19 protein-coding genes and 1 pseudogene are annotated in these 21,815 nt (G+C 70.2%); 13 read left to right on the top strand and 7 right to left on the bottom strand.

Annotation, left to right across the window (positions count from 1 at the left end):
• Positions 1 to 89 precede the first annotated feature (89 nt).
• Positions 90 to 4,025, top strand: coding sequence for a trehalose-phosphatase (gene otsB, locus ACQP06_RS19855; protein WP_433673372.1), 3,936 nt, complete (start codon positions 90 to 92; stop codon positions 4,023 to 4,025).
• Here otsB and ACQP06_RS19850 read toward each other — a convergent pair.
• Entirely contained in the window at positions 4,010 to 4,216 is a 207-nt protein-coding gene (locus ACQP06_RS19850; RefSeq protein WP_433666021.1) for a hypothetical protein, read from the bottom strand. The genes otsB and ACQP06_RS19850 overlap by 16 nt on opposite strands.
• Positions 4,217 to 4,446: 230 nt before the next feature.
• On the opposite strand from ACQP06_RS19850, the gene ACQP06_RS19845 reads away from it, so the two are divergent.
• From ACQP06_RS19845 to ACQP06_RS19810, 8 genes and pseudogenes are all read left to right on the top strand, one after another.
• On the top strand, positions 4,447 to 5,382 hold the full coding sequence (locus tag ACQP06_RS19845) for a universal stress protein (RefSeq protein WP_433666020.1): 936 nt from the start codon (positions 4,447 to 4,449) through the stop codon (positions 5,380 to 5,382).
• Positions 5,379 to 7,748 carry a phosphoketolase family protein gene (locus ACQP06_RS19840; protein ID WP_433666019.1) on the top strand — a complete coding sequence of 790 codons (2,370 nt, stop codon included), beginning with the start codon at positions 5,379 to 5,381 and terminating at the stop codon, positions 7,746 to 7,748. The genes ACQP06_RS19845 and ACQP06_RS19840 overlap by 4 nt, the downstream gene beginning before the upstream one ends.
• Positions 7,749 to 7,846: 98 nt before the next feature.
• On the top strand, positions 7,847 to 8,608 hold the full coding sequence (locus tag ACQP06_RS19835) for a sigma 54 modulation/S30EA ribosomal C-terminal domain-containing protein (protein WP_433666018.1): 762 nt from the start codon (positions 7,847 to 7,849) through the stop codon (positions 8,606 to 8,608).
• A 2-nt stretch (positions 8,609 to 8,610) separates the two neighbouring features.
• Positions 8,611 to 9,045, top strand: a complete 435-nt coding sequence (locus tag ACQP06_RS19830) for a hypothetical protein (protein WP_433666017.1) — start codon at positions 8,611 to 8,613, stop codon at positions 9,043 to 9,045.
• Positions 9,046 to 9,099: 54 nt separating this feature from the next.
• Positions 9,100 to 10,444: pseudogene (locus ACQP06_RS19825) on the top strand (SulP family inorganic anion transporter).
• 79 nt (positions 10,445 to 10,523) lie between these two features.
• Positions 10,524 to 11,114 carry an Rv1733c family protein gene (locus ACQP06_RS19820; RefSeq protein WP_433666016.1) on the top strand — a complete coding sequence of 197 codons (591 nt, stop codon included), beginning with the start codon at positions 10,524 to 10,526 and terminating at the stop codon, positions 11,112 to 11,114.
• Positions 11,115 to 11,145: 31 nt separating this feature from the next.
• Positions 11,146 to 12,033: a universal stress protein gene (locus ACQP06_RS19815; protein WP_433666015.1), complete on the top strand. Its 888-nt coding sequence runs from the start codon at positions 11,146 to 11,148 to the stop codon at positions 12,031 to 12,033.
• A 19-nt stretch (positions 12,034 to 12,052) separates the two neighbouring features.
• Positions 12,053 to 13,411 carry a wax ester/triacylglycerol synthase family O-acyltransferase gene (locus tag ACQP06_RS19810; RefSeq protein WP_433666014.1) on the top strand — a complete coding sequence of 453 codons (1,359 nt, stop codon included), beginning with the start codon at positions 12,053 to 12,055 and terminating at the stop codon, positions 13,409 to 13,411.
• Positions 13,412 to 13,679: 268 nt separating this feature from the next.
• Here ACQP06_RS19810 and ACQP06_RS19805 read toward each other — a convergent pair whose 3' ends face one another.
• Both ACQP06_RS19805 and ACQP06_RS19800 read right to left on the bottom strand, forming a co-directional pair.
• Positions 13,680 to 14,678 carry an Acg family FMN-binding oxidoreductase gene (locus ACQP06_RS19805; RefSeq protein WP_433666013.1) on the bottom strand — a complete coding sequence of 333 codons (999 nt, stop codon included), beginning with the start codon at positions 14,676 to 14,678 and terminating at the stop codon, positions 13,680 to 13,682.
• Complete coding sequence (locus ACQP06_RS19800) at positions 14,675 to 15,385, bottom strand: SRPBCC family protein (RefSeq protein WP_433666012.1); 711 nt, start codon at positions 15,383 to 15,385, stop codon at positions 14,675 to 14,677. Before ACQP06_RS19800 ends, ACQP06_RS19805 begins: the two co-directional genes overlap by 4 nt.
• A 181-nt stretch (positions 15,386 to 15,566) precedes the next feature.
• Between ACQP06_RS19800 and ACQP06_RS19795 the strand changes: the two genes are divergently transcribed.
• Positions 15,567 to 16,328, top strand: a complete 762-nt coding sequence (locus ACQP06_RS19795) for an SDR family oxidoreductase (protein ID WP_433666011.1) — start codon at positions 15,567 to 15,569, stop codon at positions 16,326 to 16,328.
• A gap of 28 nt (positions 16,329 to 16,356) precedes the next feature.
• Positions 16,357 to 16,617: an SHOCT domain-containing protein gene (locus ACQP06_RS19790; RefSeq protein WP_379279490.1), complete on the top strand. Its 261-nt coding sequence runs from the start codon at positions 16,357 to 16,359 to the stop codon at positions 16,615 to 16,617.
• A gap of 254 nt (positions 16,618 to 16,871) precedes the next feature.
• On the opposite strand, the gene ACQP06_RS19785 is transcribed toward ACQP06_RS19790, so the two are convergent.
• A complete protein-coding gene (locus tag ACQP06_RS19785; protein WP_433666010.1) occupies positions 16,872 to 17,873 on the bottom strand; it encodes an Acg family FMN-binding oxidoreductase in 1,002 nt (333 codons plus the stop codon).
• Between the two features lie 447 nt (positions 17,874 to 18,320).
• On the opposite strand from ACQP06_RS19785, the gene ACQP06_RS19780 reads away from it, so the two are divergent.
• Together ACQP06_RS19780 and ACQP06_RS19775 are read left to right on the top strand one after the other, a co-directional pair.
• On the top strand, positions 18,321 to 19,721 hold the full coding sequence (locus ACQP06_RS19780) for a wax ester/triacylglycerol synthase domain-containing protein (protein ID WP_433666009.1): 1,401 nt from the start codon (positions 18,321 to 18,323) through the stop codon (positions 19,719 to 19,721).
• Between the two features lie 127 nt (positions 19,722 to 19,848).
• Positions 19,849 to 20,118: a DUF1918 domain-containing protein gene (locus ACQP06_RS19775; RefSeq protein ID WP_433666008.1), complete on the top strand. Its 270-nt coding sequence runs from the start codon at positions 19,849 to 19,851 to the stop codon at positions 20,116 to 20,118.
• A gap of 52 nt (positions 20,119 to 20,170) precedes the next feature.
• Here ACQP06_RS19775 and ACQP06_RS19770 read toward each other — a convergent pair whose 3' ends face one another.
• Genes ACQP06_RS19770 through ACQP06_RS19760 form a run of 3 tightly spaced genes read right to left on the bottom strand, consistent with a single transcriptional unit; the run spans position 20,171 to position 21,658 of the window.
• Entirely contained in the window at positions 20,171 to 21,322 is a 1,152-nt protein-coding gene (locus ACQP06_RS19770; protein ID WP_433666007.1) for a site-2 protease family protein, read from the bottom strand.
• 16 nt (positions 21,323 to 21,338) lie between these two features.
• Positions 21,339 to 21,539, bottom strand: coding sequence for a hypothetical protein (locus tag ACQP06_RS19765; RefSeq protein WP_433666006.1), 201 nt, complete (start codon positions 21,537 to 21,539; stop codon positions 21,339 to 21,341).
• On the bottom strand, positions 21,485 to 21,658 hold the full coding sequence (locus ACQP06_RS19760) for a hypothetical protein (protein WP_433666005.1): 174 nt from the start codon (positions 21,656 to 21,658) through the stop codon (positions 21,485 to 21,487). The genes ACQP06_RS19765 and ACQP06_RS19760 overlap by 55 nt, the downstream gene beginning before the upstream one ends.
• Positions 21,659 to 21,815: the final 157 nt, after the last annotated feature.

Raw genomic sequence — 21,815 nt, 5'->3', positions numbered from 1 at the left:
CGGGCGCGACGCACGCTGAAGGGGTGGACGAGCACACACAGGCCACGCCGCTGATCGATGCGCGGCGTCACGATGCGGTGATCTTCGATATGGACGGCGTGGTGACCGACAGTGCTGCGGTCCACGCGGCGGCGTGGCAGGAGACCTTCGACGATTTCCTGACACACCGTCCCATCGTGCCCGGCGAGGATAGGTCACCGTTCTCCGCCGACGACTATCTGCGATATGTCGATGGCGTCCCCCGATACCAGGGCGTCACGAATTTCCTTGCCGCTCGCGGTATCTCACTGCCCTATGGGGATCCCGGCGATGGTGATGACGTGGAGACCGTCTGTGCGCTGGGCAATCGCAAGGACCGGCTGTTCCTGGATCGGCTCACCCGAGACGGGATACCCGCGTTCGCGAGCACGGTGGCGTTGGTGCGCCGCTTGCAGGCCGCGGGACTCGGCGTCGCGGTCTTCTCCGCCAGCCGCAACTGCGCCGAGGTCCTGCGTGCGGCCGGCATCGGTGATCTGTTCGGTGTGCGCGTGGACGGGGTGGTCGCCGACGAACTGGGGTTGGCGGGCAAACCGGATCCCGCGATGTTGTTCGAGGCCGCGCGCCGGCTCGGGGCCGAACCGGCGCGGACCATTGTCGTGGAGGACGCGGAGGCCGGCGTGGCCGCCGGGCGCGCGGGTGGTTTCGGCCTGGTGATCGGCGTCGATCGGGGCGGGAACGGGGACCGGCTCGCCGAACACGGCGCCGATGTCGTGGTCGCCGATCTCGGACAGGTGGGGCTGCGCAACGGTTTCCGGCGGATGTCGGAACTGCCCGAGGCGGCCGTGGCGCGCCTGGGCGACCTACTCGACACCGAAAAGGCCTCGGTGCTGCTCGATTTCGACGGCACGCTCTCGGCCATCGTGCCCGATCCGGCCGCCGCGACCCTGGTCGACGGCGCGGTAGCGGCCCTGGAGCGGCTGGCGACGCGGTGCCCGGTGGCCATCATCAGCGGGCGTGAACTGGCGGACCTGCGCGATCGGGTGGGCGTGGAGGGACTCTGGTACGCCGGGTGTCACGGATTCGAGCTGCTGGCCCCGGACGGAACGACCTATGTGCACGACGCGGCACCGGGTGCGGAGGCGGCTCTCGCCGCGGCGGCCGCGGAACTCGAGCGGGCACTCGGCGACGTCCCGGGAATTCTGGTGGAGCACAAGCGGTTCGCCGTCGCGGTGCACTACCGGCGCGTGTCGCCGGAACAGGTGCCCGCGGTGACCGCCGCGGTTCACGCTCGAGCCCACGACCGGGGCCTGCGGGTGACGGGCGGGCGGAAGGTCGTGGAGCTGCGACCGGACGTGAACTGGGACAAGGGAACCGCGCTGCACTGGATCCTGGGCCACCTCACCACCTCCACCCTGCCGATCTACGTGGGCGACGATCTCACCGACGAGGACGCCTTCGACTCGATCGAGGCCGAGGGACTGCCGGTGGTCGTCCGCCACGACGAGAACGGCGACCGCCGGACCGCCGCCCGGTTCGCGCTGTCGGGCCCGGAAGGCGTGCGCGTGTTCCTCGACGACCTGGCCGGGTTGTTCGAAGCCGAATCGTCCGGGGCGGTGTCGGATTCGTGGGTGCTCGCCTTCGACGGCTACGACCCGGCGCACGAGCGGCTGCGGGAGGCGTTGTGCACGGTCGGCAACGGCTACCTCGCCACCCGCGGCGCGGCGCCCGACCGCGCGGCGAGCGAGCATCACTATCCGGGGACGTATGTCGCGGGGACCTACAACCGGCTCTTCGATCAGGTCGCCGGGCGTACCGTCGACAACGAGAGCCTGGTGAACCTGCCGAACTGGCTGCCGGTGACCTTCCGGGTCGGCGACGGCGACTGGTTCGACATCGACTCCGTCGAATTGCTGTCCTATCGGCAGGAATTCGATCTGCGCCGCGCGGTCCTGTCGCGGCGGTTCCGTTTCCGCGACGCCACCGGGCGGGTCACGCGGGTGCGGCAGCGTCGCTTCGCGGCCATGCACGCCCCGCATCTGTGCGCGCTGGAGACGGAGGTGACCGCCGAGAACTGGTCGGGCACCGTGATCTTCCGCTCGACAGTGGACGGCGGCGTGCGCAATGCGCTGGTGGCCCGGTATCGCGACCTGTCGGGTGATCATCTCGTGCCGGTGTCGGCGCGCGAACTGTCGCCGGAATCGGTATTGCTGGTCGTGCGTACCGGGCAGTCGGGAATTCCGGTGGCGACCGCCGCGCGCGGAACCCTGCACCGTGACGGGGTGAAGTTGTGCCCCGCAACCGAACTCGTCGAATCGGAGGACTCGATCGGACACGACCACGGTGTCGTGCTGACCACGGGGGACACCGTCGTGCTGGAGAAGATCGCGGCCGTGGTCACCGGTCGCGACCACGCCGTCTCGGCCCCGGACGACGAGGCCGCGCGGTCCTTGCACGCGGCCGGCGGGTTCGCGGATCTGCTCGAATCCCACACGGCCGCCTGGGAACACCTGTGGGATCGGCTGCGCATCGACCTCGACGGCGGTGATCGGGCGACCCGCGTGCTCCGGCTGCACCTGCTGCATCTGGTGCAAACCCTGTCACCACACACCGCGGATCTCGATGTCGGCGTCCCGGCGCGCGGCCTGCACGGCGAGGCGTACCGCGGGCACGTCTTCTGGGACGAGCTGTTCGTCTACCCGGTCGTGAACCCGCGCTTCCCACGCCTGGCGCGGGCGCTGCTGCGCTACCGCTACCGGCGGCTGCCGGAGGCGCGCCGCGCCGCGGCCGCGGCGGGTCAGCGCGGAGCGATGTTCCCGTGGCAGTCGGGCTCCGACGGCCGTGAGGAGAGTCAACTGCTGCATCTGAATCCGCTGTCGGGGCACTGGAATCCGGATCCGAGCCCGCGCGCCCATCACATCGGCAGCGCGATCGCCTACACCGTGTGGCAGTACTATCAGGCTTCCGGTGACATCGAATTCCTCACCGATTACGGAGCCGAACTGCTGGTCGAGATCGCCCGATACTGGGCGAGTGCGGCCGAGTACGATCCGCGCCACGATCGCTTTCACCTGCGTGGTGTGATCGGGCCCGACGAATTCCACACCGGTTCGCCCACCGCGCCCGGGACCGGTGTCGACGACAACGCCTACACGAACATGATGGCGGTGTGGACGCTGGTGCGCGCTCAGGAAGCCCTGGACCGGCTGACGCCGCGGGCCCGCGCGGAACTGCTGGAGTCACTGCGCGTCTCGCCGCGAGAGCTGGCCCGGTGGGAGCACGTCAGCCGCCGCATGTTCGTGCCGTTCCACGACGGTGTGCTCAGTCAGTTCGACGGGTACGAGCTCCTGGCCGAACTCGATTGGGATGGCTATCGACAGCGCTACGGCGAGATCCAGCGGCTCGATCGGATCCTCGAGGCCGAGGGCGATGACGTCAACCGGTATCGGGCCGCCAAACAGGCCGACGTGCTGATGCTGTTCTACCTGCTCTCGGCCGACGAATTGCGCGACCTGCTCGAGCGCCTCGGATACGAACTGCCGGGGGAGATGATTCCCCGCACCATCGACTACTACCTGGCCCGGACGTCGCACGGCTCCACCCTGAGCGCGCTGGTCCACGCCTGGGTGCTGGCTCGCGCGCACCGGGCGCGGGCGATGGAGTTCTTCGACCGGGTGCTGGACTCCGATGTGGCCGACATCCAGGGCGGCACCACGGAGGAGGGAATTCACCTGGGAGCCATGGCCGGAAGCATCGACCTGGTGCAGCGCTGCTTCACCGGGATGGAGATCCGATCCGACCGGCTGATCTTCAACCCCTGCTGGCCGTCGGAGCTGGGGGAGCTGCGCTATTCGATCGTCTATCGCGGACATCGTCTGGCGATCCGGATCACCGCTCGCGCGCTGGAGGTCGCTGCGGATCCGGGACGCGCCGATCCGGTCGAGATCCACTGTGACGGCGTCACCGAGATGCTGGCGGCGGGGGCGACCGTGCGGGTACCGCTGGACGCGCGGGATTTCGTGGCGGGCCGCGATCAGGAACGCAGCTGAGCGGCGCCCCAGCGGACCAGCCCGACCGCGACCGCCAGGTATTCGGCGAACGCGAGGTAGACCAGCACCGCGCCGTACAACCGCGCCCAGGCGGTCAGAGAGTCGGTAGCCGCGGGGATCACGACGACCATCACCGAACCGAGTACCAGCGCCGCTATCGCCACGGCGTGCGGTGGTGCGGGAGAATCCATGGTGATCAGTCTCGTCCCGGCGCGAGGCGGGCAGCAGGGCCGTTGTTCCCGACCCGGGAGTGACCAACGGCGGCGAAGTCCCGGTTCGGTGATCGCGGACGGCAGCGCAGAGGCCTTTGGTCCCCGGTTCGAGGACGATCGCCCGCAGCAGCGGGGGCGGGGGCATTTCTACCGTGAGAGGACCAGCCCGGTTCGGGCGCCGATGATTTCACCTCACCCCGGAGGTCACGATGACAGAGCAGCAGTACGACGATCCGCATCGGCTGGCCTCCGCGCCCGTGGTCGTGGGGGTGGACGGCTCGGACGGTGCGGCACGGGCGCTGCGGTGGGCGGTGGAGTACGCCGCGCAGCATCGGCGGCGGCTGCACATCGTCCACGGGCTGGACCTGGTCGGCGTGAGCCGCGGCGTGGGAACCTACGCGGTCGCCACGCAGCCGCTGATCGACAGCGTCAAAGCGGCGGGCAGGGCGATGGTCGCGCGCGCGGTGACGGCCGCGGGCGAGTACGACCCCCAGGTCCCGCTCTCGGCGTCCATGTCCGGCGACACCGCCGCCCAATTGCTGATCGAGGACAGCGCGACCGCCTTCGCGGTGGTGATCGGCGCGTCCGGCACCGCCGGCACCCTCGCGCACCTGGGCTCGACCCTGTTGGCGGTCACCAGCCACGCGCACGGCGTGGTCATCGTGGTGCGGCCGGACCCCGACACCGGCGACGCGGTCCGGACCTCCGGGCCGGTGGTGGTGGGTGTGGACGGCAGCCGGACCAGCGAGGCCGCCATCGCCGCGGCGTTCGCCGAGGCCGCCGAGCGGCGCACCGGCCTGGTCGCGATGCACGCCTGGAGCGATTGGGACACCGGGCAGTTCGCCGGCGAGGTGACCTCGATGACCGGGAACCTCGACGATGTCGAGACGGCCGTGCTGGCCGAGCGGCTGGCGGGCTGGCAGGAGAAGTACCCGGACGTCGAGGTGACCCGGGAGGTCTGCACCGCCGGGCCCGCGGCCCAGCTCACCGAGCTGTCGAAGACCGCGCAACTGATGGTGGTCGGCAACCGCGGCCGCGGCGGATTCGCGGGCCTGCTCCTCGGATCCACCGCCCACCACCTGGTACAGCACGCGCACTGCCCGGTGATGGTGGTGCACGCCGACCCCGAGGAGACGAAGCGATGACGAGGACCATGCCCGGTTCCGCGACCCGCATCCGGGACGACCTGGTCGATCTGGACGCGTGGTGGCGGGCGGCGAACTATCTGGCCGCCGGCCAGATCTACCTCATGGACAACCCACTGCTGACCGAAAAGCTGCGGCCCGAACACATCAAGCCGCGGTTGATCGGGCACTGGGGCACCGTGCCCGGGGTGACCCTGACCTACGCCCACCTCAACCGCGTCATCATGCGCACCGGGCAGCAGATGCTGTTCGTGCTCGGCCCCGGGCACGGCGCGGCGGCGCTCACCGCCGCGACCTGGCTCGAAGGCACCTACTCGCTGCGGCATCCGGAGGTGGGGCAGAATCTGGCCGGAATGCGGGAACTGTTCCGGCAGTTCTCCTTCCCCGGCGGCGTGCCCAGTCACGCCTCGCCGCATCTGCCGGGGTCCATCCACGAGGGCGGCGAACTGGGCTACTCGCTCGCGCACGCCACCGGAGCGGCCCTGGACAATCCGAATCTGGTGGTGGCCTGCATGATCGGCGACGGCGAGGCCGAGACCGCGGCACTGGCCACCAGCTGGCACGGATCGCTGTTCCTGGACCGCGTGACCGACGGGACCGTGCTGCCGATCCTGCACCTCAACGGCTACAAGATCGCGAATCCGACACTGCTGGCACGTATGTCGCGCGGGGACCTCGACGCTCTGCTCACCGCGCAAGGGTGGGAGCCGATGTACGTGGAGGGCGCCGATCCGGCCGAAGTGCACGAACGCTACGCGACGGTGCTCGACGAGGCGATGGAACGAATCCGCGAGATCCGCGACGACGCCGAGCGCGGGCTCGGGCCGCGCGACCCGTGCCGCCCGATGATCGTGCTGGTGACCCCCAAGGGATGGACCGGTCCGGCGATGGTCGACGGCGTCCGTGTGGAGGGCACCTTCCGGGCCCACCAGGTGCCGTTGGCAGGCGTCCGAGAGAACCCCGAACACCTTGCGCAACTGGAGGACTGGCTGCGCTCCTACCGGCCCGAGGAGCTCTTCGACGCCGCCGGCCACCCGGTCGGCCGGATCGCGGACCTGCACCCGCGGCACCTGCGCATGAGCGCGAACCGCGCCGCACACGGGCATGACAGTGTCGACCTGCGGCTCCCGTGCCCGACCGACTACCGGGTCGAATTCGCAACGCCCGGAACAGAATCGGCCGAGGCCACCCGCGTGCTCGGCCGCTATCTGCGCGACGCCCTGGTCGAGAACCCCCGCAATCTGCTGTTCTTCTCCCCGGACGAACACACCTCCAACCGTCTGGACGCCATCCTCGAGGTCACCGGCCGTCGCTGGCGCGAGCGACGCATCGTGGGCGACGATCGGCTGTCTCCGGACGGCCGCGTCTTCGAGGTGCTCTCGGAACATCTGTGCCAGGGCTGGCTCGAGGGTTACCTGCTCACCGGCCGCCACGGCGTGTTCTCCACCTACGAGGCGTTCGCGCACGTCATCGACTCGATGGTGGTGCAGCACGCGAAATGGCTGCACATGGCGGCCGACTTCGACTGGCGTGAGCCCATTCCCAGCCTCAACTACCTGATCACCTCGCATGTGTGGCGGCAGGATCACAACGGTGCCTCCCATCAGGATCCCGGCTTCATCGACCACGTGCTGAGCAAGCGGCCCGAGGTGAGCCGGGTGTATCTGCCGCCGGACGCCAACTGCCTGCTGCACGTCTTCGACCACTGCCTGCGCAGCCGGGGCCGGGTCAATGTCGTCGTCGCGGGCAAGCAGCCCGCGCTGCAATACCTCGACGACGACGCGGCGCGCGTGCACTGTGAACGCGGGCTCGGTGTCTGGCAGTGGGCGAGCAGCGATTCCGGTCGTCCCGCCGAGGTCGTGCTGGCCTGTGCGGGCGATGTCCCCACCCAGGAGACCCTGGCCGCGGCCGCGTTGCTGCGGGACATGGTGCCGGACTTGGCGGTTCGTGTGGTCAATGTCGTGGACCTGGCGCGGCTGTTCCCGCCGGATCGTCACCCGCACGGCATCGCCGACGAGGACTATCGCGCCGTCTTCACCGACGCCCCGGTGATCTTCGCCTTCCACGGCTATCCGTGGCTCGTCCACCGCATCGCCTACCGTCGTCCGGGCCACGATCGCATGCACGTCCACGGCTTCACCGACAACGGCACCACCACCACGCCGTTCAGCATGTGCGCGATGAACGGCATCGACCGCTTCACCCTCGCGGCCGCCGCCCTCGCCGAGGTGCCCCGCCTCGCCGACCGGCTCGCGCCCCTGACCGAGCGGTTGACCACGCAGCGTGAAGCCGCCGACGCCTATGCCCGCCACCACGGCATCGACCCGCCCGAGATCGCCGACTGGCGGTGGCCCGCCGGGAAGTGACCCGGGAGGACCTTGGACCCTGTTCCGGGCCGATCGCCGGATGATGGCATGGGCGTTGTCATTCGGCGGAATCGGCAAGGAACGAGGGGCATTCTTCGATGAATACGAAGCGAGTGGCGACGATGACGCCCGGGGTCGCGGTGCAGTCGTCCGGTCCGATCACCGCTGCCGAGAAGAGCCGGGCCGACCGCGTGATCCGGCGGGTGCTGCGCCGCCACCACCTCGAGTCGCCCGCGACTGTCCGGCTCACCCGGAACGGGAGTTTCGGAAACACGACCGTGGCGGAGGTGAATGCGCGGTTCGCCGGCAACGCGATTCGGGTGCAGGCCGACGGACCGGGTGGCTTCGCACTCACCTTCGCCGCCGAGCGCCTCGACCGCCAACTCGACCGGCTCACCGGCAAGGCCGAACCGCGGTGGTCTCCCGATCCCGGCCGCGCGCCGCTGGCGGCCGTGAGCGACGCGCGTCCCATCGTCCGGCGCAAGCAGTGCTGTCTTCAGGTCCTCGATCCGGTCGGCGCGGCCGCGGCCATGGATGCCATGGACTATGACGTCCATCTGTTCACCGACGTCGAGACCGGCGAGGACGCGATCGTGTACTGGGCGGGGCCACTGGGCGTCCGGATGGCCCGGCAACGGCGAACGCGTCCGCCGGCCTCTGCCACCTGGCGGCCGGTCACCATGAACCCCCGTCCGACAAGGGAATTCACCGAAGCCGAGGCGGCGGCCCGGCTGTGCGCCTACGGCCTGCCGTTCCTGTTCTTCACCGACCCGTCCGACCACCGCGGCCGCCTGCTGTACCGCCGCTACGACGGTGATCTGGGACTCGTCGCGGGACCGGATGTCTCGAGAGGGAGATAGCCATGACCACCGCCCGTGCCTTCCTCACCGCCGCCGATTTCCTGTGGCTCGGCATGGTGCTGGCCATCTCGTTCATCGAGGCGCCGCTGAAGTTCCGTGCCCCGAACGTCACCCTGGCGATCGGCCTGGGCATCGGCCGCCTGGTCTTCCGTGCCCTCAACGGCGTCGAATCCCTGTTCGCCATACTGATTCTCGCGGCGGTCTGGGCGGATCCGCCCGGACTCGCCACAACGATCACCCTCGCGGTGGCGATCGTCGCGCTGGCGATCCAGCTGCTGTTCGTCCGTCCCCGGCTGACCCGGCGCAGTGACGCGGTACTCGCCGGCGCGGAGGGCCCGCGGTCGCGCGGCCACTATGCCTACGTCGCGCTGGAAGTGGTGAAAGCGGTCGCCCTGCTCACCGCGGGCGTGCTGGTCCTGACCGGTGTGATGCCGTAAGCGCGCTCGTCTCGAAACCCGCGGTGGGGTGATCGCGCGCGGTACCGTGCAGTGATGGGCGCGGCCGCGGAACGGTGGCTGCCCGGAACACGACAGTTCCGGGGCTATCGGCGGGCCTGGTTACGGTCGGACGCGGTGGCCGGAGTCACCGTGGCGGCCTATCTGATTCCCCAGGTCATGGCCTACGCGACCGTGGCGGGTCTGGCTCCGATCGCGGGCTTGTGGGCGACGCTCGGGCCGCTGGCGGTGTACGTCCTGCTGGGGACGTCCAGGCAGCTGTCGGTCGGGCCCGAGTCGACGACCGCGCTCATGACGGCGGTGGCGCTGGCCCCGCTGGCCGCGGGGGATTCCAGCCGGTACGCGGCGCTCGCGGCCATGCTGGCCCTGGTGGTCGGAGTCTGCTGTGTGGCCGGTGCGGCGGCCCGGCTCGGGGTGCTCGCCGATCTGTTGTCGAAACCGGTGCTCGTGGGGTACCTGGCAGGGACCGCGGGCGTCATGATCGTGGGCCAGCTCGGGCGGGTCAGCCGGGTGCGTGTGGAGGGGGAGTCCCTGTCGGCCCAGTTGCGGTCCTTCGCCTCGAACCTCGATGAATTGCATTGGCCGACAGTCGCTCTGTCCGCCTCCACGCTCGTGGTGCTACTGCTGACGTCGACGTGGGCCGCGCGGGTTCCCGGCCCGCTGATCGCCGTACTGGGAGCGACGGCGGTGGTGGCTGTCTTCTCGTTGCGGGAGCACGGAATTCGGGTGGTCGGCGCGATCCCGTCGGGGCTACCGGCGCCGAGCCTGCCGGACATCGCCGCCGGCGACGTGGGCAGGCTGCTGCTGCCCGCCGTCGGCATCGCCCTGGTCGGGTTCTCCGACATGGTGTTGGTCGCGCGGGCGTTCGCGGCCCGCCACGGCGATGCCGTCGACGCGAACCGGGAACTGTTCGCGATGGGCGCGGTCAACCTGACCGCCGGTGTCTCGCAGGGATTTCCGGTCAGCTGTAGTGGCAGTCGCACACGACATCGACGACTATCCGGAGGCGACGACCGTTCCCGGGCTGGTGATCTACCGGTACGACGCACCCCTGTGCTTCGCCAACGCCGAGGACTTCCGCCGCCGTGCGCTGGCGGCCGTGGACGACGCGGCGGACCCGATCCGCTGGTTCGTCCTCAATGCCGAGGCCAATGTCGAGGTCGACCTGACCGCTCTCGACGCCGTCGAGCAGCTCAGAACCGAATTGCATACCCGGGGCATCGTTTTCGCGATGGCGCGGGTCAAGAAGGATCTGCGCGCGGCCCTCGATGCCGCCGGACTCACCGACCGCATCGGCGCCGAGCGATTGTTCCCGACACTGCCGACCGCCCTGGCCGCCTATCGGCGCGAGACCGACGACCTCGGACCGGCGGATCGGTGACTTTAGGCCCGTCTCCGGTGGGCTCGGTCACGCGATGCTGGATGGACGGATCGGTTCTCCGGAGGCGAGGTGAAAGACCATGTCGCGCAATTGCTCACTGGCGTGGCGGGTGTGGCGGCTGCGACCGTGGAACTCGAACCCGCTCATGCGCGCCTCGGATCGCTGGGAGGCGCTGGGCCACCTACTGGCCGTGGCCCTGTTCCTGCTGGCGATCCCGGTGGCGGCCGCTGTCGGGACCGCGGCTTACAGCGGATCCGCCGAGCGGATCAGCGCCGAGAACGCCGCGAAGACCGAGGTGCTCGCGACGGTGCTGACCGAGCCGAAGCAGACCGTGGCGGCCGCCGGGCCCGCGCAGGCGGCGCACTACGAGGTCCAGATCCAGTGGAAACACGACGGGAGCCTCGGGAAGGGAACCGTCGAGGCGCGCCGTGACACCAAGGTCGGCTCCACCGTGCAGACCTGGCTCGGAGCCGACGGCCTGCCCGGCGCCTCGCCCCGGCAACCCGGATCGGCGGTGCTCGACGGCATCGGCACCGGCCTCGCGTTGCTGGTCGGCGTGGGCTTCGCGCTGCTGGCGATGCTCTGGTGTCTGACCCGGTTGCTGGAACGCCTGCACGGCCTGCACTGGGAAGCCGAGCTACGCGGGCTCGACCGTCCCATCGGCAGGTAAGCCCCCCGGATCAATCGAAAGGACACCCACCATGACCGCTGCTCTCGAACCCCGGGCCGCACGGATCATCGCCGCCGTCGACGGGTCGGCCACCTCCTATCAGGCCGCCGTGTGGGCCGCGGTGGCAGCCGGACTGCACGGCTGCGAGCTGCACATCGTCAATTCGATCTCACTGCCTGTCGGCGAGGTCCCGGTCGACGTGCTCGGGCCCGACGATCGGGAGTTCCTGGCCAGGGACGGGCAGCGAATCGTGGATGAGGCCAGTCGCGTCGCCCGCGCCGGAGCGCCGGAGGCGGCGGTCACCATCACGACCGAAGTGATCTGGGAACCCATCGTGGGACACCTGATCGAGCAGTCCCGGACCGCGCGAACGGTGGTCGTGGGCAGCCGCGGTCTCGGCGCGATCCGCGCCGGGCTGCTCGGTTCGGTGGCCGATGCGGTCGTCCGGCACGCGGAATGCCCGGTGGCGGTGATCCACGCGACCGCGGCGACCGATCCGCTCTCCGCCGAGAAGCCGGTGCTGGTCGGCGTCGACGGCACACCGAACAGCGTGCCCGCGCTCGAACTCGCCTTCGCCGAGGCCGCCGCGCGCAAGGTCGGGGTGACCGCACTGCACGCCTGGACCGACATTCTCGGCTCGTACGTGCCGCTGATCGGCTGGGAGCCGCTGCGCGTGCAGGAGAACGAACTGCTGTCCGAGCGGCTCGCCGGATTCGGTGAACGCTATCCTGGCGTTGCGGTCCGTCGCCTGTTGGTGATGGAACGCCCGCACCAGGCGCTGCTGCGGGAGTCGGAGTACGCGCAATTGGTCGTGGTCGGCAGCCGCGGCCGGGGTGGCTTCACGGGCATGCTGCTCGGATCCACCAGTTCCACCGTTCTGCACAACGTCGAAACCCCGACGATCGTCGTCCGCGCATAACCGGGATCAGGTGTCGGTCATGACCGAATTACAGCCGCTGGACGCGGGATTCATCGAACTCGAGGATGCCGACCGCCGCGTCAGCCTCGGCATCGCGGCGGTGGCGATCCTGGCCGGGCGGCCACCCGCACGAGCCGAGTTCGCGGCGATGCTGGCCGAGCGTGTCGCGGCGAACCAGCGCCTGCGACAGCGAATCCGGCGCGCGCCGCTGGATCTGACCGCCCCGGTCCGGGAGGAGGACCCGAACTTCGATCTGGCCCACCACATTCGATGGGCCGCCCTGCCCGAACCCGCCGACGAGACGGTATTGCGCGAGTTCGTCGCCGGCGAGCTCGTCGAACGCCTGGATCGCGATCATCCGATGTGGGAATGCGTCGTCGTCGAGCGCTTGGCGGATGCGCGCTGGGCGCTGATCGTGAAAGCGCACCACAGCCTCGTCGACGGCGTCTCCGGCGTGAGTCTGTTCGAAAGGCTGTGTGATGCACAGGAATCCGATCCGCGGCTGCGGGCGGCGCCCCCGGCCGACACGGCCGCGGGACCGGACTGGTTCGACCGCGTCGTCGCCGGGCTGCGACTGCCGCTGGACGTGCCGCGCTACGCGGTCGGGATGATGCGCAGCCTGATCCCGGTGGTGGCCGCGTTCGTCTCGGTACCCGAGGCCTCCTCGCTCAACGGCCCGATCGGGCGCCAGCGGCGCTACACGATCGCCCGCGCCTCCCTCACGGAGATCCGCGAGATCGGCCGCGGTCTCGACGCGACGGTCAACGATGTCGTCCTCGCCGCGGTGACCTCGGCGTATCGGGGCGTCCTGCTGGGCCGCGGGGAGCAACCCACGGGCAAGACGGTGCGCATTCTGGTGCCGGTGTCGATGCGGGCCGCCGATGCGAAATCCCTGCTGGACAATCGTGTTTCCGCGGTCCTGTCCCTGCTGCCGTTGCATCTGGACGACCCGGTGGAACGCCTGATCACCATCCATCAGCGTATGGCCCGGCACAAGTCGAGCGGCGCCGCGCAGGCCGAGAAGTCACTGCTCGACCTGGCCGGGCGGCTACCGTTCGCGCCGGTCGCCTGGGGCATGCGGTTGTGGTCGCGCCTGCCGCAGCGCGGCGTGACCGCGGTCGCGACGAACATCCCCGGCCCCCGCCGTACCCTGTCGGTGCTGGGACGCGAAGTGCTGGAACTGATTCCGGCCATCCCCATCGCCATGCGCCTGCGCACCGGCATCGCCATCCTCAGCTACGGCGACCAACTGACCTTCGGCATCACCGGCGACTACGACTCGACCCCGGATCTGGAGAAGATTGCCGACGGAATCCACACCGCCATCGCCGACCTGCTCGCCGCGGCGCGGGCCAGGCCACAACACCCGGTCGGCTGAGCGGTTCCCACCGGGCCGAAGCCACCGCCGAAGGAGAACTGCCGTGACAATCAAATTCCCGCGCACACAAGAACACTGGGCCCTCATCGCCTTCGCGACAGCGCTCGTGGTGGTGTTGGCCGGCGCGATCCTGCTCGCGATCCTCGCCACCTGACCGGATCCGGGAGTGCGGGCGATCATCGCGGCGGCGGCCAATCGGCTGTCGGCCAGGCCGATCGCGACGATATCGCCGGGGCTGTAGAGCTGCGCGGTGAGGATCGTGACCGGGTCAGTGCCGGTCGATGGTCAGGGTGTCGGCGAGGGGTCGACGCGGTGTCGGCGGGTGCTCGGGTTCGTCGGCGGGGGCGGCGCCGATGCGCACGACCAGCTGTGGGTGGCCGGGCCGGGGCAGGAATCCGGTGAGAATGTTTCGGCCCGTGGGCAATTCGGTGATGTGGGTGAGGGCGCAGGTGGCCAGACCGGCCACGGTGCATTCGAGCAGAATCGCCGAAAGCGCCTCGCCGGTGGCCAGCCAGTCGGAGGCCGAATCGGCGGGGGTGCTGAGGACGACGAGCCGCGACCGGTCCTCGATGTCGGGACGGCGCGCGGAGTGCGGCGCGGAGGGGAACGTCCGTCCCACCCGGACCCGGGCGCGCTCGGCGTCGGAGATCAGCGCGTCGGTGGGGACCCCCTCGGGGAAACCGGAATGACCGGCCCACCAGCCGATTTCGGCCTGGTACATCTGGTCGTGCCGGCGCAGCGCGGCCGCCTGCTCGGACACCGCCGCCAGCCTGGGCCGCACGGATTCGTCGAGAACTTCCATGTCCACGTAATGCGGGGACACCAGCATGCGCAGCCGGCGGGCCACGTCATCCCAGTGCTCGGGCGGGTCCAGCGGCAGGCGGTCGGTGCGGCGATGGTCGATCGCGCGCGCCCGCGCCACCAGCCCGGCCGGGGGGTCGGGCCAGGGCCGGAAGCCGATCTCGGCGAGGCGGCCCGGATCGGACGGGTCGGGCAAGCGTGTGGTGTCGGTGTGCCAGCCGTGCGCGCCGAACGCGGTGCGCACATGGTGCAGCATGGCCCCGCAGCTGATCACCTGCTGCCGGCCCTGCGGGTCGGCGGTGACGAGCGCCCGGTCGGGGTCGGTGTGCAGGTGCAGGTGCGCGCCGTCGAAGCGCCAGTGCCAGGGCTGAGTGTTGTGCACCGAGGGCGCGCGCGACGCCAGGCGCATCGCGGACATCAGGGTGCGATGGTCGGGGACGAGCGGGGTGGCGTTCATGGTGGTCATCCTCCGAGTGTTCTCGCCGGCCGGCGCGGAACATACGGGCTTTCCGCCCGCTGGTCAGGGACGTTGGTCACCGGGGTGAGTGGCGCGACGGTGCGTTCGGCGCGCTCCTTGATCCCGCGCAGCATCTTCGCCTCCATGACGAGGCTGCCGGGCTCCATGATCAGCATGTAGAACAGGCGTCGCGGCAGACCGGCGTCCGGGAGCGCGATGCGATTGCGGCTGATCAGCCGGGTGCCCTCGGCGGTCGGATACAGCCCGAACGCCCACACCCAGTGATGGTCGGTCGAGGCGAGGACGAAGGCGTGCGGGCCGTCCAGCACGGCCACCCGCATGCCGGGACCGGACGCGCCCATCGGCAGCACGTCGTCGACCGCGAGCCGCTGGTACTCCGGCAGGATTTCGTCGGCGCTGTGCATGTCCAGGCCGAGCAGGTTCTCGATCCTGTCATAGGTGTACGCCCCGCCGCGGCCGGGACCCATCTGCACCAGCCAGGGCCAGATCTGTTCGGGCGTGGCCGCGACCGTGATCGCGCGGGTGGTGACGGTGCCGGCATCGGGGAGCAGCTCGTCACCGGGCATGACGCGAGCGACCTCCTCGGCGGTCGAGCCCCAGGTCACGCACGTCTTCCGGGCGAAGAGCCGATAGCCGATCGCCAGTCCGGCCAGGGCCGAGGCCATGCCGATGCCGGTCGCGGTCGCTGTTCTCATGGGGTGGATTCCTCTCGATGGGCGTCGATATCGATCCTGGGCCGCCCGATGCGATTACCGCAGGGACCGAAGGCCCGGCAATCGCCCTCACAACCGGTGACTTTCGGCCGTCTCGGGCCGGTGGGCGCACGCGGGATGCTGTGACCGAACAACGGATTTCGCACGGATCGGAGGACCAGCCATGACCGAGTTCGCGGACCGGAGCGCCATCGTCACGGGCGGGGCGCGGGGAATCGGGGCGGCGGTGGTCGCGGAACTGGTGAAGGCGGGCTTCGGCGTGGTCATCGCCGACCTGCTGACCGAGGAGGGATTGAAACTCGCCGAGAGCTTCGCGCCGCAGGTGCGGTTCCATCACCTCGACGTCACCGACGAGGCCCGCTGGCAGCGAGTGATCGAGGAGACCGAACGCGAATTCGGCCCACTCGCCGCGCTGGTGAACAACGCCGGAATCGTCGACTTCGGGACCGTGGAAACGGAATCGCCCGACCTGTTCCGGCATGTCCTGGAGGTCAACGTCGTCGGGTCCTGGCTGGGGATGCGGCTGGCCGCGCCCCGCCTGCGCGCCGCCGGCGGCGGGACCATCGTCAATGTGTCCTCGACCGCCGGGCTCATGGGCTACGCGGGGATCAGCGGGTACGTCGCGAGCAAGTGGGCGCTGCGCGGGTTGACCAAAGCCGCTGCGCTGGAACTGGGTTCGTCCGGCATCCGGGTGTGCTCGGTGCACCCCGGCCCGATCCACACCGCGATGACCGCCGGGATGGACGAGTCCGTCGCCGCCACCCAGCCGCTGCCGCGGTTCGGCGAGCCGGCGGAGGTCGCCGCGATGGTGCGATTCCTGGTCACCGAGGCGACCTTCTCCACCGGTTCGGAATTCGTGGTCGACGGCGGCGCGACCACCGGCCAGGCCGGGGTCCTCGAAGCATCCGGTGCCGACTACCGGTGATGGCGGAACGACAGAAGGAGGCGTCGCCATGATGTATTGGAACGACCACGATTTGAGTGGTTGGGGTTACGCCGGGATGGGCGTCGGAATGCTGATCTTCTGGGCTCTCGTCATCGGCGGGATCGTCCTGGCGATCCGGTTCGCGGTCCCCGACCGGGACGGCGCGCCGCGCTACGAATCCCCGTCGCCGCAAGAACTTCTCGCGCAGCGCTTCGCGCGCGGCGAGATCGACGAGGCCGAGTACACGTCGCGGCTCACCGCGCTGCGGGCATCGGGTGCGCGGCAATGAGCAGCGGACCGACCCGGCGAGCGCTGCCGCCGATTCCCCAGGCGGACAGCTGAATCCGTCGGTCATCGTCGCGACCGACGGATCAGTGGTCTTCCATGGTGTTCATGTCCATCGATCTCAACTCCTCGCGTTCGGGTGGGGAAACATATGTCGTCGCCGCTGATGCGGATGTGCCACACGGTCATGATGTGGCTGCACCAGCAGGGCATCCTGCACCCGATGACGATGTGATTCCACCCGGCCCGGCCGCGGCCTCACCCGACGGTGAGGATGTCCGTGACCGGGCGACGGGGGGTCAGCGGGGGCGTGGGGGTCTCATCGGGTGGGGCGGAGCCGATCCGGATGACCGCTTGCGGAATGCCGGGACCGCCGATCATGCGCGCGAGAAGGTCTCGGCCGGGCGGCAATTCGGTGATGTTGGTCAGGGTGCAGGTGGCGAGGCCGGCGGCGGTGCACTCGAGCAGTACCGCGGAGAGGGCCTCGCCGATGCGCAACCATTGCGGGACCGAGTCCGGCAACGCGCTGAGGACCACGAGCCGGGCGTGGTCGGTGCGCGGACCGCGGCGGGTGGAACGCAAACCCGCCGGGAAGACCCGGCCGACGCCGACCCGGGCGAACTCCGCGTCCGAGGCCAGGGCCGCCGCCGGAACGCCGTCGCGTGTGTCGGAATTCCCTGCCCACGCATGGAGTTCGAGGTCGTAGAACTGGTCGTGACCGCGCAGGGTCGCGTACTCGCGGGACAGGGCGGCGAGCCGTGGGCGAGCGGATTCGGCGAGCACGTCGACCCGGACGTCCTGTGCCGCGGCCAATTGGCGCAGCCGGGGAACGAGGTCCTCCCAGCCGCTGGGCTCCAGCAGCGCCAGCCGATCGGTCCGGCGCCGGGCGATCGCGTGCGCGTGCGCGCGGTTCTCGGGTGGCGGATCCACCCACGGCCGGAATCCGATGGCCGCCAGGTGGTCCGGGCGCTTCGCCTGCGGCACCCGGACGATGTCGGTGTGCCAGCCGCGCTCGGCGAAGGCCGCCCGGACATGATGCAGCATCGCGCCGCAGCTGATCACCAGCTGGCGTCCGAGCGGGTCCGCGGCCGAGAGGAGGCGCTCGGCGTCCGCGAACAGATTCAGGTGGATGCCGTCGAACCGCCACCGCCAGGGCTGGGAGTTGTGCACCGACGGCGCCCGCGCCGCCAGCTCGATCACCGCGGAGACTGTGACCGGATCGGGCGCCGGGCGGCCGCCTACATCATCGTTGACGCTCATATCATCAGTGTCGGGGTGGTCCGAATCCGGCGGATACGGTCGTTCTTCCTGTGTGACAGGGTATTTCGGCACCCGGCTGCCCGGCGGTGGTCGACGACCGGAACCGGTGACACCGCCCGGAGGCCGCCGACCCAACGGCCGCGACCACCGCGCGTCCCTCACGGATGGGTGCTCGCGGTGTGAATCACCGCTGGTCGCTGTCGGGCTTGTCCGACAGTTCCAGCCCGGCGTCGACCAGCGTCGTGCGCGGCGGCATTCCGTGCCGTAGGGCCGATGGTCCCCATCCGGTCGTCGCTCCGGCACTCCCCGAGCCGGGGCCGCGGTGGCCGAAGGCTCGCTGTCGGGATGACCTTCGCCCCTGCCGATCACCCGGTCGGCCCGTCACAGTGAAGACAGTGAAATCGCCCGGCGAGTAAAGGATTCGCGCATTCCGGGATGGTAGGGACAATGACCGCACACGACTCGCACATGACCCAGTCGGACCTGTTCGCATGGAGCATGGAACAGGACCCGAATCTGCGTTCGACGATCGTGACGGTGATGCTCCTCGACACCGAACCGGACTGGGATCGGTTGCTGCGCATGCTCGATCGAGGGACACGAGTGGTGCCGCGATTCCGACACCGGTTGGTCGCGGCGCCGTGGGGGCTCACACCGCCGCGGTGGACCCCCGATCCCGATTTCGACCTGCGCTGGCATGTTCGCCACTTCGCCCTTCCGGAGCCCGCGGACCTGGCGTCGGTGATCGAGTTCGCCCGCACCGAGGTCATGTCCGCGTTCGATCCGGCCCGGCCGCTGTGGCGGCTCACCGTGCTCGGCGGTTTGGACGGGGGGAGGGGCGCGCTCGTGCTGAAGGTGCACCACAGCCTCACCGACGGTGTCGGCGGCATCCAGATAGCCGGTGAGATCCTGGACTTCAGCCGTGCGGGCACCGCGCACGCATCGGTCCCCGCCCCGGCGCGATCGGAAGGCGGGGTGCTCGGCGACATCGTCGCGTGGAACTGGTCGGCGGGCGCGGACCTGGTGCGCGCGGGCTGGGCGGCGTTACCGCCGATCGCCCGGCGGGCCGTCACCAACCCTGTCGGTGCGGTCCGCGACGGTGTCGCGATGGCCGAATCGCTGCTCCGGTTCGCCCGGCCGATCACCAGAACGCTGTCACCCCAGATGACCGGGCGGAGTCTGGGGCGGCGGCTGACGGTGCTGGAGGTGCCGCTGGAGCCGTTGCACGGCGCGGCGCGCCGGGCGGGCTGCACGGTCAACGACGCCTTTCTGGCTTCGATTCTGATCGGCTTGCGCGTCTACCACAGCCGGCACGGGCATCAGGTCGAGCAGCTACGGGTGGCGATGCCGATCAGCCTGCGGCGCACCGGCGATCCGGTCGGCGGCAACCGCATCACCATCGCCCGGTTCGTTGTCCCCGTCGCTGTGGACGGTGTGGTCGATCTCATGCGCGCCCTCGGCAGCACGGTCGAGCGGTGGCGACGCGAACCCGCGATCCCGCTGTCGAACGCCGTCGCGGCCGCCTTCAACAGGTTGCCGGTCGGCCTGCTCACGAGCATGTTCAAACACGTCGATTTCATCGCTTCCAACGTCCCGGGGTCCCCGGTCGCGCTCTATGTCGCCGGCGCGAAGGTCGAGCGCGTCTTCGCCTTCGGGCCCACGACCGGCACCGCGTTCAACATCACTCTGATCTCGCACACCGGAACCTGCTGTATCGGAATCAATTCCGACACCGCCGCGGTGCCCGATCCGGCGGTGCTGGCCGAGTGTCTGGCCGGCGGATTCCGTGTGGTCGCCGAGCTCGACGGCGGTGGACACGAAAGCCCGGCGCCGGTGGATCAATCCTGAGCCGCCAGGAACAGCGTCGCGGCGTCAGTGCCGCCTGACCTCCGCGCCGGGACCTCCGGCCCTTCCCCCGAATCGGGAGCCGGACGAGGATGACATCGAGTGCCGAGGAGACAGGAAGGTTCGAATCATGTTTGCTACACAGGGCGACTGGCTGATCGCCGAGCATCGCACCACCGGCGGCACGCCTCGCCGCGGTCTCATCGAGGAAGTCCACGGCAAGGACGGGGAACCGCCCTACCTGGTGCACTGGACCGATACCGGGCACCGAACCCTGATCTTTCCGGGGCCCGACTCCTACGTGCTGAGCGCCGAGGACCTGCGAACCCGGGAAGATCTCGAGTCCGCGCGCCTGTCCTCAATGCAGCACCGCCCGAATCCGCACCTCCGCCCGGCGTGAGCTGACTGGCACGGCATCGCGGAGTCCAACCACTCGCGAGCTTGGGTGGTGGTCAGGAGGAGGTCTGCGTGGGGTGGGCGGGCAGGCCGAGGGCCGAGCGGTCGCAGGCGAGGGCGAGGTCGGTGGCGGTGACCACGCCCGCGAGCCGGCCAGAGGGGTGCACCACGGCGATGGCGTCCAGATCGGGGCGCAGGACTATTCGGGCGATCACATCTCTGAGGGGAGCGTCGAGCCCGGCTATCGCGGCGGGCTGGAGGGGGCGGGCCAATTCGGACACGCGCAGGCCGGGGTGGACGGCGGTGCGGGGGCGCAGCAGATCGGCCCAGGCCAGGACGGCGCGGGGTCGGCCGTCGGCGTCGACGACGGGGAAGACGCGGTGATGGGTGTAGACGACGTCCGAGCCGAGCAGTTGTTCGACGGTGCGATCGGCGGGGATCGAGATCGGATGGGGTGTCATGATCTCGCCGATCGTGGTGTCGCCCAAGCGGTGTCGCAGACCCGCGAGCATCAGTTCGCTGTTGGCGGCGGTGTAGAGGAACCAGCCCAGCAGCATCAGCCACAGGCCGCCGAAGTCGCCGACGGCGAGGATCTCGGCGACGCCGAGACCGGCCAGGATCATGCCGACGAATCGGCCGATGCGGGCGGCGGTGGTCTCGGCGCGCAGACGGTCACCGCTGCGGCGCCACAACAGCGCGCGCACCACCCGGCCGCCGTCGAGGGGCGCTCCGGGCAGCATATTGAACACGGCGAGAACGACATTGACCGTGGCCAGCCAGAGCAGGGTGGCGGTCACCGGCCCGCCGGGAGAGAAGACGGCGGCGAGCGCCGCCGCGCCGTATGCCACGATGCCCAGCCGCAGGCTGGTGGCCGGCCCGGCCAGCGCGACCCGGAGATCGGTGCGGGCGTCGCGGGGTTCGTCGGCGAGCTCGGACGCCCCGCCCAGCAGCCACAGCACGATGCGTTCGACCCGGACTCCGTGCCGTGTGGCCACGATCGAATGCGCCAGCTCGTGGGCGAGCAGGCACGCGATCAGCGTCAGCGCCCCGAGAACCGCTGCCGCCCAGATGATTCCGGTGCCGGCGGTGCCGTGCAGGTAGGAGGCCAGCACCCAGGTGAACAGTCCCACGGTCACCCCGGCCGACCAGTGCGCGCCGAGGCGGATGCCGGCGACGTGGCCGAGCGGGAGGGTGGATCGGATCGGCATGATGTCCTCGTCCGGGTCAGTGGCCGGGGCCGGCGAGGCCCTCGGCGAGCAGGATCCGGTGGGCGCGTTGCGCCGCCGACAACCCCGCGCCGGTGTCGAATTCGCCCTCGGCGGGGAACTCGAGTCCGTGCACCAGCGCCGTCACCGCCTCGGTGAGCGCGTTCACGCGGCGTTCGAGCGCCTCGATCTGTGGCGGTCGCGCACGGTGTGCAGCCACGCCCGCAGGGCACGGTGGGCGACGAAGCGGTCCTCGGCATCGATGCCCTCGGCGACGGCCGCCAGCCATTCGTGGGCGGTGTGCACGCTGGGTGCGAACGGATCGGTGTGATGGCTCATCGGACACGGCCTTTCGAACGGTGATCGGGCAGTCGAGTACTGGCTCGAGCCTGCGCCGCGCACCGACGCACCGGGCAGAGGACTCGTGCCACAGCACCGGCGACGGAGGTCCTCGCGGCGATGGTCTTTACGCCCTGCCACCCGCCGGGGTCGCGGT

Origin of the sequence: Nocardia sp. CA-136227 (assembly GCF_050955695.1) — a bacterium.
Taxonomy (GTDB): domain Bacteria; phylum Actinomycetota; class Actinomycetes; order Mycobacteriales; family Mycobacteriaceae; genus Nocardia.
The sequence above is the reverse complement of the archived record's forward strand: the minus strand, read 5'-3'. Positions and strand labels throughout refer to the sequence as shown.